The sequence below is a fragment of the Achromobacter sp. 77 genome, from assembly GCF_020541125.1.
GTDB classification, from domain to species: domain Bacteria; phylum Pseudomonadota; class Gammaproteobacteria; order Burkholderiales; family Burkholderiaceae_B; genus Achromobacter; species Achromobacter mucicolens.
Genome location: NZ_CP059848.1, coordinates 1,314,511 through 1,328,519, shown reverse-complemented (window position 1 = coordinate 1,328,519; position 14,009 = coordinate 1,314,511). Strand labels below are relative to the sequence as shown.

The following is a 14,009-nucleotide window of genomic DNA, read 5'->3' as shown; positions in this document are numbered from 1 at the left end:
GCGCTCAGCCGAAATGGTCCGAGTACGAGTTCGGCCCGGGGGCCTTATTCGTCGGCCTTGGTCTTCAGGACCTTGCGGCCACGATAGAAGCCGTTGGGGCTGATGTGGTGACGCAGGTGCGTTTCACCGGTGTTGGGTTCGATGGCGGTCGACGGGGCCACCAGAAAATCGTGCGAACGGTGCATACCGCGCTTGGAGGGGGACTTCTTGTTTTGTTGAACGGCCATGATGACTCCTAGAAACGGGGCGCATTGTACGCGATGCGGCCCGATGTTGATCTCAATCTTTGTGCTTCAGTTGTTCCAGCACCGCAAACGGCGACGGACGCTTGACAGCGGGCTCCTCTTCAGGAGCTTCGCTGGCCTTGGCCTGCGCGCCCGGGCATACATCATGCTTGGGCACATACGGAATGCTCAGAATGAGCTCATCTTCGATCTGGGCCAACAGATCAAAATGATGCGAACCCACCACCTTTTCAGGCAGGTGGGCCACAGAATCCCTTCCTACGCCTTCGTCGCCCTCGTCGTCGTCATCGTCGCCGTGATCGGCAAAGGAATGATCGTCGTCGAGGTCGTCTTCGGATTTGACCAGTTGCAGCACGACTTCGCTGTCCACCGGATAGGCAAACGGCACATTGCACCGCTGGCACATCACCACCGGATTCGCCCGCACATGCAGGCGCAAAATCGGCTGGCCCAACAGCAAGCCGGTCTTGCCTTCTTCGCCTTGCACGGACCAGGTCACAAGCCCGGCTTCGCCCCGCGGTTGCTCGGGCAAGCCGTCAACCACGCGGCCAAGCCGCACCAAGGCGATGGCGCCCTGCGCGCTCTTGCCCAGTCGAGCAAAGGCAAAGGCGTCGATGCGCTTTACACCGGTTTCCACGGGCGCGGCTTCCAGAGCTTTGTCCGCCGGTGCTGCATTCACACCAGCACCGGCCGATCCGTCCGCGCGGCGACCCAAGTCGCCAGGCTTTCCCTTCGGTGTCATGTTGATGTTCCTGCAAAAATGCCGCAAAACGTTAGATAATACTGTGACTTACGTATTACCGTCAAATGCCGCATGCCCTCAAAGCCTAGCCTGATCCTCGCGTCCAGCTCGCGATACCGCAAAGAACTGTTGTCGCGCCTGCGCCTGCCCTTCACCGCGATTTCCCCTGATGTAGACGAAACGCCACAATCCGGCGAAACCCCCGAGGCACTGGCGCTGCGCCTGTCCGTTGCCAAGGCAATGGCGGTGGCCACCAGCCAGCCGGGCAGCATCGTGATCGGCTCTGACCAGGTGGCGACCATGGATGGAACCCCAATCGGCAAACCGGGCGACTTCGCGCGGGCACAGGCGCAACTGCGCGCCCTGTCGGGCCGGATGGTCGAATTTCACAGTGCGCTTGCCGTGACCGATGGCCACCGGGTGGAAAAGGCCGACGTCATTACCCGCTGCCGGTTCCGCCAACTGCCTGACCATGCCATCGACGCCTATCTGCGGGCCGAGGAACCTTACGATACCGCAGGCAGCGCCAAGGCGGAAAGCCTGGGCATTGCTCTGATGGAAAGCATCCAGAGCGACGATCCCACCGCCATCATAGGCCTGCCGCTGATCGAGCTGACGCGCATGCTGGCCACTTTCGGACTGGATCCTCTCGACGCCCCGGGAGCGCCCGCATGACCGGCGCCCTGCACCTGATTCCCGTCAGCCTGGGCGAAGCCCCACCCGAGCGCTGGCTGCCCACGGACGTGCGCGCGCTGGCCGGCCGGCTGGACACGTATATCGCCGAGAACGCCAAGACGGCGCGGGCCTTTCTGAAGCTTGTCGGAACCACCCGGCCGCTGCAGGAAATCACCATCCACACCCTGACCGACAAGGCTGATGCCGCGCAGATCAAGGCATGGCTCGAGCCGGCCAGGCGCGGCGCGGAAATCGGGCTGGTTTCCGAGGCGGGCTGCCCGGCCGTCGCCGACCCCGGCGCCAAGGTCGTGGACGCGGCCCATCGCCTGGGGATCCCCGTCAAGCCTTGGGTGGGCCCCTCTTCCATCCTCCTGGGTCTCATGGCAAGCGGCCTGGACGGGCAGCGCTTCGCCTTTCATGGCTACGCGCCCGTGGACCCCGGCGAGCGCGCCAAGCAATTGCGCGCCTGGGAGCAGCACTCTGCCCGCCACAACCAGACGCAGCTCCTGATCGAAACGCCCTACCGCAATGCCGCGATGTTCGCCACGCTGATCGCCACCCTGAAGGGCGACACCAAGCTCTGCGTGGCACGCTCGATGACGACGGCGGACGAATGGGTGGTCACGCACACGGTGGCCGACTGGAAAAAGCTGCCCGCGCCCCAGCTGGACAAGCTGCCCACGCTGTTCCTGTACCTGGCCCGCTGACCATGATCCGCCTTTCCTGCACGCTGCTTGCCGCGGCGCTCCTGGCGGGCTGCGCCGCGCGCGGCCCCGCCGGCCTTGATCTGGACACCTCCATCACCGCTGCCAGCCAGAGCAGCCGGGTGCGGTCCGTGGTCGTGCACTACACCACGGTCGACGACGCCGAGTCGCTGCGCCTGCTGTCAAAAGGCAAAGTCAGCGCCCACTACCTGATTGACCTGGACGGTCGCGCGTACCGGCTGGTCGACGAAAACCGCGCCGCATGGCACGCCGGGGCCAGCTCCTGGTACGGCAACATCGCGATGAACAGCACGTCCATTGGCATCGAGATCGTCAATCCCGGCTGGACCGAGGGGAGCAACGGCGAGCGCGTCTGGCATCCCTATGACAGCCGCCAGGTGCGGGCGCTAACCATCCTGTTGCGCGACATCGTCCAACGGCACAACATCGCACCGGAAAACGTGGTGGGCCACAGCGATATCGCGCCGCAACGCAAGGTGGACCCCGGCCCCCTCTTTCCGTGGAAGTCGCTGGCGGATGCGGGGATAGGACGCTGGTACAACGAGGCTGGCGCGGCCGAGCACCTGGCGCGCCTGCAGGTCCAGGGCGTTCCGGACATCGCGTGGTTTCAGAAGCAGCTTCTGCGGCTAGGCTACGCGTGCCCCCAGGACGGCGTGCTGGACCGTGCCACGATCAACACGTTGGCCGCCTTCCAGATGCACTACCGCCCTACCCTGCACGACGGCCAGCCCGACGCGGAAACCGCGGCCATCATGCTGGCCATCCTGTAGCCTCGCTGCCGCCCTACGCCCGCCGCCGCCACCAGGCGGCGAGGCGCCACCCCAGTAGCACCGCCAGCACGGCGGCGTAGATGGCCGGCTCTGTCAGGTCATTCTTGCCGGCCTTGTGCCACCAGTAGTGCAAGATCGCCAGCAGGCCAATCGCGTAGATGGCCCGATGCAGCGTCTGCCAGCGTTTTCCCAACCGGCGCATCGCCCACTGCGTTGACGTTGCAGCCAGGGCCGTCATCAACACGAAGGCGGAAAATCCCACCATGATGAAGGGGCGTTCGGCGATGTCACGCACCATTGCCGCCGGATCGAAGCCACGATCCCACCATACCCAGGCCATGAAATGGAGCGCGGCGTAGAAGAACGCGAACAGCCCGCACAGGCGCCGCACGCGCACCAGCGCGGGCTGGCCCGTCAATCGCCGCAGCGGCGTGATTGCCAGCGTGACCAGCAGGCAGACCAGCGCCCAGGTCCCCGAGGATCGGGTCAGGAATTCCACCGGATTGGCAGTGAGCCCATTGTTCACGCCCAGCCATATCCAGCGGGCGAAGGGCGCGATGCCCAACAGAAACAGCAGCGGCTTGAAGCGACCGACGGTGCGGGCCGAAAGCTGCGCCTTCGGGTAAGCCGCAGCCGGGGCCGCGCGGGGCGTCACAGACACGGAGGCGCCCTCAATAATTGGCCTTCAGGTCCATGCCCTGATAGAGCGATGCCACCTGGTCGCCATAGCCGTTGAACATCAAGGTCTTGCGCTTGGGACTAAAGAGGCCGTCCTCGCCGATGCGCCGCTCGGTGGCCTGGCTCCAGCGAGGATGCGCGACGTTGGGGTTCACATTGGCGTAAAAGCCGTATTCTTGGGGCGCGGACTTCACCCACGAAGTCACCGGCGGCTTTTCCACCAGCCGGATCTTCACGAGCGACTTGCCGGACTTGAAACCGTACTTCCAGGGCACCGCCAACCGCAGCGGCGCACCATTCTGGTTGGGCAGCACGCGCCCATAAACCCCGAAGACCAGCATCGCCAGCGGGTGCATGGCCTCATCGAGGCGCAGTCCCTCCACGTAGGGCCAGTCCAGGATGGCCGTACGCACGCCGGGCATGTTTTCCCGCTGCACGGCAGTGACGAACTCGACATACTTGGCGTTGCCGGTAGGCTCCACCTGCTTGAGCACTTCGGACAGGGAATAACCCACCCATGGAATGACCATCGACCAGCCTTCGACGCAGCGCAGGCGATACACGCGATCTTCCATTGGCGCGAGCTTGAGCAGATCTTCGATGGTGAAGGTGCGGGGCTTGCCGACCTCGCCCTCGACGCTGACGGTCCACGGCTGCGTCTGCAACTTGCCGGCATTTTTGGCCGGATCACCCTTATCTACGCCGAACTCGTAGTAATTGTTGTACGACGTGACATCCGACAGCGACGTCTGCTTGTCCATGACGCTGAACGCGGGACTGGGCTTGCCGGGCAGCGCACCGGCCTCCTGGGCGTGCGCGGCGCGCGTTGCCCAGCCGGATAACCCGACAGCCGCCGCAGCGGCGCCGGCCCGCAGCATCAGGTCGCGGCGGGATCGCCACACCGCCTCGGAGGTGATCTCGGAAGGGAGAACGTCGTCGGGCTTGCGTATCAGCATCGTAATCTCCGGTATGGCAGCGCGCCTTGCGCGCGCCCCGCATCAATCATGGACGAAGGACGGGACCAAGTTATTCCACGCCGCCGGCCTGCAACATGAAACCCCCACGCAATACACGCGGCGCACCTTCCGGATAGACCTGCCTGCCGGGCGGACGTTCCTGCCGCCCCTTGCCTGCAACCGGTTAACCGCCTGCGACGACGCGCGGCATCAGCCATTCACGCATCAGCGGCACTGAGTCGAGCACGGCTTGGGGGGCACACCCCTGAAGCTCTTTCAAGGTATGCGCGCCATAGGTAACGCCCAGACCGTGCACGCCCGCATTGCAGGCCATCTGCAGATCGTGCGAGGTATCGCCCACCATGATGACCCCCGACGGATCCACGTCCAGCTCCTGCATCAATTCGTGCAACATGGCCGGATGCGGCTTGCTGAAGGTCTCGTCGGCGGTGCGGGTAGCGTCAAAAAGGGGGCCCAGGCCGGTGGCGGCCAGCGCACGCGTGAGACCGACGCGGCTTTTGCCCGTCGCGACCGCCAGCCGCACGTTCTGGTTGGCCAGGTCGGTCAGCAACTCGTTGATGCCCTCGAACAGGCGCAATTCGGGATCGCGCAGCAGGTAGTGGGTGCGATAGCGTTCAAGGAAGCGCGGCAACATGGCCTGCGTCAATTCGGGGACGGCACGTCGCAATGCGCTTTCGAGGGAAAGGCCGATGACCCAGCTGGCCTCGGAGGCGGACGGCACCGCCAGCTCAAGGTCGCGGCACGCGCCCTGGATGGCGGCCACGATGCTGTGCGTGGAATCCATCAGGGTGCCATCCCAGTCAAAGACGACCAGCGAATACGACATATCAGGCAGACTCCAGTGATTTCAGTATGTTCCGGCAAGCAGGCGGCAGCTCGGCGGTCAGTGTCATGACCTCGCCCGTCAGGGGGTGAGGAAGGGTGAGGCTGTGGGCGTGCAGGAACATGCGGTTGAAGCCTTGGCGCGCAAATTGCGCCCGCACGTCGTCACTGCCGTATTTGTCGTCGCCGACGATGGGAAAGCCGCTTGCGGCCAGATGCACGCGGATCTGGTGCGTGCGCCCGGTGCGCAGCTCGGCGTCGACCAGACTGTAACCGCCAAAACGTTGCTTGAGCGTGACGATGGTGTGCGCCGTCTGCCCGTCCGGGTCCACCTTGACGCGGCGCTCGCCCGACTGCGTGGTCCATTTGGACAAGGACAGCTTGATGTGCTGGCGATCGTTCACCCAATCGCCCTCGACCAGCGCGAAGTAATGCTTGTCGCTCCGGCCCTCGCGCAGCATGGCGTGCAGGGCCAACAGCGCGCTGCGCTTCTTGGCGACCATCAGCAGCCCGGAGGTCTCGCGGTCCAGCCGGTGCACCAATTCCAGGAACTTTGCCTGGGGACGGGCCGCGCGCAATTGCTCGATCACGCCGAACGACACGCCGCTGCCCCCGTGGACCGCCACGCCGGCGGGCTTGTCCACCACCAGCATCGCATCGTCTTCAAACACGATGGGGAATTCGGCCGCGGGCACGGGGCGGGGCTTGCCGGGGTCGGGCAGGCGCAAGGGCGGAATGCGGACCACATCGCCCTCTTGCACCCGGTAATCGACCTGGATGCGTCCCTTGTTGACGCGCACTTCGCCGCCCCGGATGGCCTTGTAGATATGCGTCTTGGGCACCCCCTTGCACAGCCGCATGAGGAAGTTGTCCAGGCGCTGGCCGGCGTGCTCGGCGCCCACTTCGACCATGCGGACGGCGGGGGCTGCTTTAGAGGCGGATACAGGGGAGGAAGTTTCTTTGCGCATTGCGGAAAGCGACATATAATCGGGACAGCCTAAAGGGGCTGAACAAGCCGCCTGGCGTAGAGATGCAACCAACACGCAACTCCGTCGAGCGCGCGGGCCGCCATTGTACTGCCTGCTCACTCAACCCCTGGGTCTCTTGGTCGCCGGCGCAACCGAGCCCTGTGGAATAGTGGTGTGGCATTCATCTTGCCCGCTTTTCCGGCAGGTCCGTTGCATGCCGCAAGCGGCTCTGAAGCACTGCAAGAATCGTCGCATATTTAAAGCACCAGCTGCGTGTAGGCAACCAATCCGACCGCAGCTGCCGTTCCCCAGCACAACTCCGTCAAACCACATTCAGTGAAGCTGACCCTCCTGCTGAAAGAACCCCGTGCCCCACGGCACGACGTGCCCGCCTGACCCGCGGCGGATACGCCTGGGCGCCGCCCAGGTACGGTCCGCATCTTCTTGCCCGCTTCAGCCGCAGCCCGAGTGGCCCGAGGTCACGCGCCGATATCGGCGCGTCATGACAACGGAGAAACCCTCTCATGAAGCGCATGCTGTTTAATGCGACGCATCAGGAAGAATTACGCGTCGCTATCGTCGATGGGCAAAAACTCATCGACCTTGACATCGAGACTGCCGGCCGCGAACAGCGCAAAGGCAACATCTACAAAGGTGTCATCACCCGGATCGAACCCGGCCTCGAAGCTTGCTTCGTCAACTACGGCGAGGATCGCCACGGCTTTCTGCCCTTCAAGGAAGTTGCCCGCAGCTTCTTCAAGGAAGGCGTCGATGTCCGCACCGCCCGTATCCAGGACGCTCTGCGCGAAGGCCAGGAACTGATCGTCCAGGTCGAAAAGGAAGAACGCGGCAACAAGGGCGCTGCCCTGACCACGTTCATCTCGCTGGCCGGCCGCTACCTGGTCCTGATGCCCAACAACCCCCGCGGTGGTGGTGTTTCGCGCCGCGTCGAGGGTGAGGACCGCCAGGAACTGCGCGACACGATGGAGCAGCTTGATCTGCCCCAGGGCATGAGCATCATCGCTCGCACCGCAGGCATCGGCCGCAACGTCGAAGAGCTGCAATGGGACCTGTCCTATCTGCTGCAGCTCTGGACCGCCATCGACGGCGCCGCGCGCGACAACTCCGCGCCCATCCTGATCTACCTCGAATCCAGCCTGGTCATCCGCGCGATCCGCGATTACTTCTCGCCGGAAATCGGCGAGATCCTGATCGATACCGACGAGATCGCCGACCAGGCCACCGCCTTCATGAGCGTGGTGATGCCGGACAACGTCCAGCGCGTCAAACGCTACCGTGACGACATCCCCCTCTTCTCGCGCTTCCAGATCGAACACCAGATCGAGACGGCCTACTCGCGCACCGTGCAACTGCCCTCGGGCGGCGCCATCGTCATTGACCACACCGAAGCGCTGGTGTCCGTCGACGTGAACTCGGCCCGCTCGACCCGCGGCGCCGACATCGAGGAAACCGCGCTGCGCACCAACTCGGAAGCGGCTGACGAAGTGGCCCGCCAGTTGCGCCTGCGCGACCTGGGCGGCCTGATCGTCATCGACTTCATCGACATGGAAGACAGCAAGAACCAGCGCGCCGTCGAACAGCGCCTGCGTGATGCCCTCCATTTCGACCGTGCCCGCGTCCAGATGGGCAAGATCTCGCGCTTTGGCCTGATGGAACTGTCTCGCCAGCGCCTGCGCCCCGCCCTGAACGAAGGCTCGCACATCACCTGCCCGCGCTGCAACGGCACCGGCGTGATCCGCGACGCCGAGTCCAGCGCCCTGCACGTGCTGCGCCTGCTGCAGGAAGAAGCCATGAAGGAGAACACCGCGGCGGTCCACGCCCAGGTGCCCGTCGACGTGGCCACCTACCTGCTGAACGAAAAGCGCGCCGACATCACCAAGATGGAAGCCCGCCTGAAGGTCAACCTGATGCTGATCCCCAACAAGCATCTGGAAACGCCGCACCACCACATCGAGCGCCTGCGCCACGACGATCCCCGCCTGGAAGAAGTGAAGACCAGCTTCGAACTGGTGGAAGCGCCGGCCACGGACGCGCCCTGGCAACCCCGCGAAAGCGAAATCAAGTCGCGCCCGGAAGCCCTGGTCAAGGGCATCACGCCCTCGCAGCCCGCTCCTGTCTCCACGCCCGCAGCGCCGGCCGCAGCACCTGCCGCGCCCGCAGCAGGCGCCGGTCTGGGCGGTCTGTTCAAGCGGCTGGTCGGCTGGCTGACCGGCGGCTCCGAACCCGCCAAGCCCGCGCCTGCCGCCGCCGAGGAAACCGCCAAGCGCGCCGCTCCGGCCCGTGGCAAGGGCCGTAACGGTCACGACGGCCAGGACCGCCGCGGTGAACGCCACGGTTCCGACCGCAACCGCAATCGCCGCGGCGAAGGCCGTGGCGAAGGCGCCGAGGCCACCGAAGGCGGCCGTCACCACGTGCGTGGCAATCGCCGCTCGGACGCCGAACGCGGCGAACGCAACAACCGTGGCGAAGGCCGCGGCGAGCGCGACACGCCGGCCGCCACCCAGGCAGCCCTGGCGTCCGCCCGTCCTGAACAAACCCCTGAGCTCAATGGCGAGGACACCGGCGCAGGCCGCAACCGCCGTCGTGGTCGTGGCCGCAACCGCCGCGAGGAAGGCCAGGCCGACGCGCCGATGAGCGAACAGGAAAGCATGGTCGCCGCGCTGGCCCAGACGGTCGCCACCGCGCTGCCCGACACCAAGTCGGATGCCAAGCCCGCCGCCGAAGCTGCCATGGACACCGCTGACGCCGACGATCTGTCCGCCGACGCGATCCCGGGCGTTGAAGGCGCCGAAGGCGCGGCCGATCCGGAGCGCAAGCGCCGCCGCCGCCGCAGCCGCCGTGGCCGCCGCAGCCAGGACGAAGCTGGCTTGGCCGGCAGCGACGAGCAGCAGGAAGACGGCGCCGAAGACGCTGGCGAGCAGCAGGCCGAAGGCGTTGACGCCCAAGCCGCTGAGCCGGTTCAAACCGCAGCCGCCGAGGCAGCGCCCGCCCCGGCCCAGCAGGTTCAAGCGCCGGCCCAGCCCGTGCAGACCGCCGCGCAGCCCGAGCAAGCCCCGGCCGAACCGGTTCAAGCGCCCAAGGCTGAACCTGTCCAGGCCGCCGCAGAGCCTGCAGTCGAGCCCGCAGTCGAACCCTTGACCCAGGCCCCGGCTGAACCCGCCGCCCAACCGGTCCAGACGGCTCCCGAAGCGACCCCGCCGGTCGCCGTGCAACCCGCGAGCGAGGCTTCGGTCCCCGCCGCGCCGGTGCAGGCGCCCGTGGAAGCGCCCGCCGTCGAGCCGGTGGTCCCGGCCCCGGCAGCTGCGCCCGCCCCCGCGCCCGTCGCGCCGGCCCCCGCGCCGGCGGCTCCGGCCAGCGCGCAGCAGCCCATCGTGGTGCCCGCCGCTGCCCCCGCCGCCAAGGCGCAGGCCTTGCACGACGTGGTCAACGCCGCTGGCCTGAAGTGGGTGGAAACCGATCCGGAACGCCACGCACAGACGCAGCAACGCATTGCCGCCTCGTATGCGCCGGCTCGCCTGGGCCGCGAGCGCAAGCCCGTGACGCCCGTCTCGAACGAGCCGCTGGTTCAGGTCGAAACGCGCCACTAAGCCGCTAGACCGCCAGGCCCCCAGGGCCTGGCCCTGAGAAGCACAACACCCCGCACACCGGAAACGGTCTGCGGGGTGTTTTTTTGCCTCGAGCGGCGTCAGTCGCTTGCCGAATGGCGCGCCTGCGGATCCAGAGCGCGGCCCGCTTCCTCCACAAAGGCTTCCGCCAGGGCCGAATGCGGCATGTGACGCGCCCACAGAATGCCCATCCGGCGCAGCGGCGCTCGGCCGGGCAGCAGCACACGCTTGACGCGGCGGCTGTCGAGCCAATCCGGCGCCCAATCCGGCACCAGCGACACGCCCAGCCCCTCCGAGACCATGCAGGCAATGCCCATCAGGCCATCGACCTCCAGCCGCTCGCGGGGCGCAATGCCATGCTGGCGCAGGTACTGGTCTGCCAGCCGCCCGCCCCAGACATTGCGGTCGTAGCGGATGAAGGGTTGCGTGCGCATCAGCTCGTGCGCGTCGTTGCCCGGCGTGTCGGGCGGGGCAAGCACGACCAGCGGCTCCTCGGTCACCTGCTTCCAGGCATAGCCCTTGGACAGGTTGAATTGCGGCTTGACGATGAACGCCGCATCCAGGTCTGCATTGATGACGCGGTGGTACAGATGGTTGGAAGTGCCAGGTTCCATGAAGACCGCCAGCTTGGGCATGCGCCGGTACAGCCGGGCCAGCACGATGGGCATGATGCCGGTCAAGGCCGACGCCGAGACGCCCAGGCGCAGCTCGCCGAGCGGCGCGTCGTCCGCGGCGCTGGCCCGCAGATCGCGCACCTCGCGCAGCACGCTGCGGGCGCGCTCGAGCACCTTCAGGCCGGCTTCGGTCGCCTTGACGCTGCGGCCCACACGCTTGATCAGCGTGGCGCCCAGCTCTTCTTCCAGCGTGCGCACGCGCGCCGCGATGGCGGCGGGGGTCAGGTCCAGCCGCCGCGCGGCCTCGGCGAGCGAGCCGCTCTCGATGACCGACACAAAGCTCTGCACATAGCGCGTATCCACGGTCTCCCCCTTTTCTTGACGTGTGGCAAACCACAACAATTTTATGGATTGAAGCCATTAAACAGCAGATGTTCGCAGGACAGATCAATGCCAGAATCGGAAATCGCAGCCGCGCGACCGCGGCGCGCTTTTTCCATCCTTCCAATAACGAGTAGAGACATGACGACCCCTGCCCGCATTCCCGGCGTTTTTTCTCCTGTCCTGACGCCGTTCGACGAGCGCTACCGCCCGGCACTGGGGCGCTACGTAAAGCACTGCCGCTGGCTGCGCGAACAGTCCGTCGGACTGGCCATCTTCGGCACCAACTCCGAGGCCAACTCGCTGTCGCTGGAAGAAAAGCACACGCTGCTGGACGCGCTGCTCGAAGCGGGGGTGGAACCGTCGGCGCTGATGCCGGGCACGGGCGCCTGCGCGCTGCCCGATGCCATTTCGCTGACGCAGCATGCCGTGCGCAGCGGCAGCATGGGCGTGCTGGTCCTGCCGCCCTTTTATTACAAAGGGGTCAGCGACGAAGGCCTTTTCCGGTACTACGCCGAGCTGATCGAGGGCGTGGGCGACGACAAGCTGCGCATGTATCTCTATCACATCCCGCCCGTGAGCCAGGTGCCCCTGAGCCTGGCCCTCATCGAGCGTCTGCTCGATCGTTATCCCGGCATCGTCGCCGGCGTGAAGGACAGCGGCGGCGATTGGGCCAACACTGCCGCGATGATCGAGCGCTTTTCGCCCCGCGGATTCCAGGTCTATGCGGGCAGCGAGGCATTCCTGCTGCAGACCCTGCGCGCGGGCGGCGTGGGCTGCATCACGGCCACGGGCAACGTCAATCCGGGTCCGATCGTGGCGCTCCAGCAGCGCTGGCAAGAGGCGGATGCCGACGAGCGTCAGGCGGGCCTGAACGCCACGCGCAACGTGTTCCAGCAATTTCCGATGATTCCCGCCATGAAGGCGGCCATCGCCTGGAAGTCCGGCGATGCGGCTTGGGCCACGGTAAGGCCGCCGCTGGTGGAACTGAATGCCTCGCAGACAGAGGGGCTGAAGGCCGCGTTGCAGGCAAACGGGTTTGAGATGCCGGGCGCCGCCGCGCTGTCCGACGCCTGAGCGTTTTTGCACCACACGCAAAGGGTCAACACGCGGACGATCCCAAACGCGGACGGTCAAATACGCTGACCGTCCGCGGCGCCGCCGTCTTGCAAGGCGGTCAGCTCACCACGCCGATATTCCAGGGCACGAATTCGTGGTCCCCCAGTCCCAGCAACTCGCTCTTGCTGCGGTCGCCGGAGGCCACCCGCAGGATTTCCTCGAAGATCCGCTGCGCCACCTCTTGCAGCGTTGCCGTGCCGTCCAGGATGTCGCCGCAGTTGACATCCATGTCTTCAGTCAGCCGGTCGAACATCGGCGTATTGGTGGCCAGCTTGATCGAGGGCACCGGCTTGGCGCCGAACATCGAGCCGCGGCCGGTCGTAAAGCAGATGATGTTGGCGCCGCCCGCGATCTGCCCCGTTGCCGACACGGGATCGAACCCCGGCGTGTCCATGAACACCATGCCCGGCTGCCGGACAGGTTCCGCGTAGCGGTAGACCTCCATCAGCGCCGTGGTGCCGCCCTTCATCGACGAGCCCAACGATTTTTCAAAGATGTTGGCCAGGCCCCCCATCTGATTGCCCGGGCTGACCTTGCCGTTGATCTGCACGTCGCGCCCCGGCGAGTACTCTTCCTTCCACCAGCGGATGCGCTGGACCAGCTTCTCGCCGACTTCGCGGTTGCGTGCCCGTGACGTCAGCGTATGCTCGACGCCATAGATTTCCGGCGTCTCCGACAGGATGGCGGTGCCGCCATGCCGCACCAGGATATCCATGGCCGCGCCCAGCGCCGGATTGGCGGTGATCGACGAAAAGCCATCCGATCCGCCGCATTGCAGGCCGATCTTCAGGTGCCGCGCCGGCACCGGCTCGCGCCGCACGTCGTTCGCGGCCGGCAGCATCGCCTTCACCGCGGCGACGCCGGCCTCGATCGTTTTTCGGGTGCCGCCCGTCTCCTGCATGATGAAGGTCTGCAGCCGCGCGCCCGCCTCCAGGCCCTGGTCCTTGAGCAACGCATCGAGCTGATTGCGTTCGCACCCCAGGCCCACGATCAGCACGCCCGCAAAATTTGCATGACAGGCGTATCCTCCCATCGTGCGCCGCAAGAGATCCATCGGCTCGCCGGACATCTCCATGCCACAGCCCATGCCGTGACTCAACGCCACCACGCCATCCACGTTGGGATAGGCGTCCATGACATCCTGTGTGAACGCGGCCGCAATCCGATGCACCACCGTGGCCGAACAGTTCACCGTGGCAAGAATCCCGATGTAGTTGCGCGTGCCCACCTGCCCGTTGGCGCGCACGATGCCCTGGAATTGCGCCTGCTCCGATTCGGGCAGGATTTGCGTCGGGACGTAGTCCCGCGCGTGCGCATAGTCGCGGTCGAATTCCTGGAAATCCATGTTGTGCGAATGCACGTACGTGCCCGCCGGGATGTCGGTGGCGGCAAAGCCGATGCAGACGTTGTATTTCAGGATGGGTTCGCCGGCGCGCAGATCGCGCGCCGCGATCTTGTGACCGGCGGGCACCTGGCTGCGGCTGATAAGGTTTTCGGAGGGCACGGCAGTGCCGATGCCGATGGGCACGCGCGCCACCACGACGTTGTCTGCGGAATGCAGCCGGATGACGGGGCCGGCGGCGCGTTTTTCGGTGAAGTCGATCATGTCATTGTCTCGGGTGAATGAATGGGAGCCGCCGGTGAACGGCTCCCGCTGACGCCCGCCC

General features: G+C 66.0%; 13 protein-coding genes. 5 read left to right on the top strand and 8 right to left on the bottom strand.

The genetic code is table 11. The features are described from left to right. Positions 1–44: 44 nt before the first annotated feature. Together rpmF and H4P35_RS05990 are read right to left on the bottom strand one after the other, a co-directional pair. Positions 45–227, bottom strand: a complete 183-nt coding sequence (gene rpmF / locus H4P35_RS05995) for a 50S ribosomal protein L32 (RefSeq protein WP_006218037.1) — start codon at positions 225–227, stop codon at positions 45–47. A 52-nt stretch (positions 228–279) separates the two neighbouring features. Then, entirely contained in the window at positions 280–987 is a 708-nt protein-coding gene (locus H4P35_RS05990) for a DUF177 domain-containing protein (protein WP_226848413.1), read from the bottom strand. 72 nt (positions 988–1,059) lie between these two features. On the opposite strand from H4P35_RS05990, the gene H4P35_RS05985 reads away from it, so the two are divergent. Genes H4P35_RS05985 through H4P35_RS05975 form a run of 3 tightly spaced genes read left to right on the top strand, consistent with a single transcriptional unit; the run spans position 1,060 to position 3,157 of the window. Beyond that, positions 1,060–1,662, top strand: a complete 603-nt coding sequence (locus H4P35_RS05985) for a Maf-like protein (RefSeq protein ID WP_226848412.1) — start codon at positions 1,060–1,062, stop codon at positions 1,660–1,662. Then, positions 1,659–2,369 carry an SAM-dependent methyltransferase gene (locus tag H4P35_RS05980; RefSeq protein ID WP_226848411.1) on the top strand — a complete coding sequence of 237 codons (711 nt, stop codon included), beginning with the start codon at positions 1,659–1,661 and terminating at the stop codon, positions 2,367–2,369. Before H4P35_RS05985 ends, H4P35_RS05980 begins: the two co-directional genes overlap by 4 nt. Before the next feature lie 2 nt (positions 2,370–2,371). Beyond that, the gene (locus H4P35_RS05975; RefSeq protein ID WP_226848410.1) at positions 2,372–3,157 is read left to right on the top strand and encodes an N-acetylmuramoyl-L-alanine amidase; all 786 of its coding nucleotides are present in this window, start codon (positions 2,372–2,374) and stop codon (positions 3,155–3,157) included. Positions 3,158–3,170: 13 nt separating this feature from the next. On the opposite strand, the gene msrQ is transcribed toward H4P35_RS05975, so the two are convergent. From msrQ to H4P35_RS05955, 4 genes are all read right to left on the bottom strand, one after another. Further along, positions 3,171–3,818, bottom strand: coding sequence for a protein-methionine-sulfoxide reductase heme-binding subunit MsrQ (gene msrQ / locus H4P35_RS05970; protein WP_370638958.1), 648 nt, complete (start codon positions 3,816–3,818; stop codon positions 3,171–3,173). A gap of 10 nt (positions 3,819–3,828) precedes the next feature. Continuing rightward, the gene (gene msrP, locus H4P35_RS05965) at positions 3,829–4,791 is read right to left on the bottom strand and encodes a protein-methionine-sulfoxide reductase catalytic subunit MsrP (RefSeq protein WP_226848409.1); all 963 of its coding nucleotides are present in this window, start codon (positions 4,789–4,791) and stop codon (positions 3,829–3,831) included. 184 nt (positions 4,792–4,975) lie between these two features. After that, positions 4,976–5,638, bottom strand: a complete 663-nt coding sequence (locus H4P35_RS05960; protein ID WP_180099038.1) for an HAD family hydrolase — start codon at positions 5,636–5,638, stop codon at positions 4,976–4,978. 1 nt (position 5,639) lies between these two features. Further along, positions 5,640–6,602: an RluA family pseudouridine synthase gene (locus H4P35_RS05955; RefSeq protein WP_370638957.1), complete on the bottom strand. Its 963-nt coding sequence runs from the start codon at positions 6,600–6,602 to the stop codon at positions 5,640–5,642. Positions 6,603–7,126: 524 nt separating this feature from the next. Here H4P35_RS05955 and H4P35_RS05950 point away from each other — a divergent pair. Further along, entirely contained in the window at positions 7,127–10,210 is a 3,084-nt protein-coding gene (locus tag H4P35_RS05950; RefSeq protein WP_226848408.1) for an Rne/Rng family ribonuclease, read from the top strand. A 98-nt stretch (positions 10,211–10,308) separates the two neighbouring features. Here the strand turns inward: H4P35_RS05950 and H4P35_RS05945 are convergent, their stop codons facing one another. Continuing rightward, positions 10,309–11,205 carry a LysR family transcriptional regulator gene (locus H4P35_RS05945; protein WP_056322728.1) on the bottom strand — a complete coding sequence of 299 codons (897 nt, stop codon included), beginning with the start codon at positions 11,203–11,205 and terminating at the stop codon, positions 10,309–10,311. A 159-nt stretch (positions 11,206–11,364) separates the two neighbouring features. Here H4P35_RS05945 and H4P35_RS05940 point away from each other — a divergent pair, with 159 nt between their 5' ends. Continuing rightward, a complete protein-coding gene (locus H4P35_RS05940) occupies positions 11,365–12,300 on the top strand; it encodes a dihydrodipicolinate synthase family protein (protein WP_056321873.1) in 936 nt (311 codons plus the stop codon). Positions 12,301–12,400: 100 nt separating this feature from the next. Here the strand turns inward: H4P35_RS05940 and H4P35_RS05935 are convergent, their stop codons facing one another. Further along, on the bottom strand, positions 12,401–13,948 hold the full coding sequence (locus tag H4P35_RS05935; RefSeq protein WP_226848407.1) for a UxaA family hydrolase: 1,548 nt from the start codon (positions 13,946–13,948) through the stop codon (positions 12,401–12,403). Positions 13,949–14,009 lie beyond the last annotated feature (61 nt).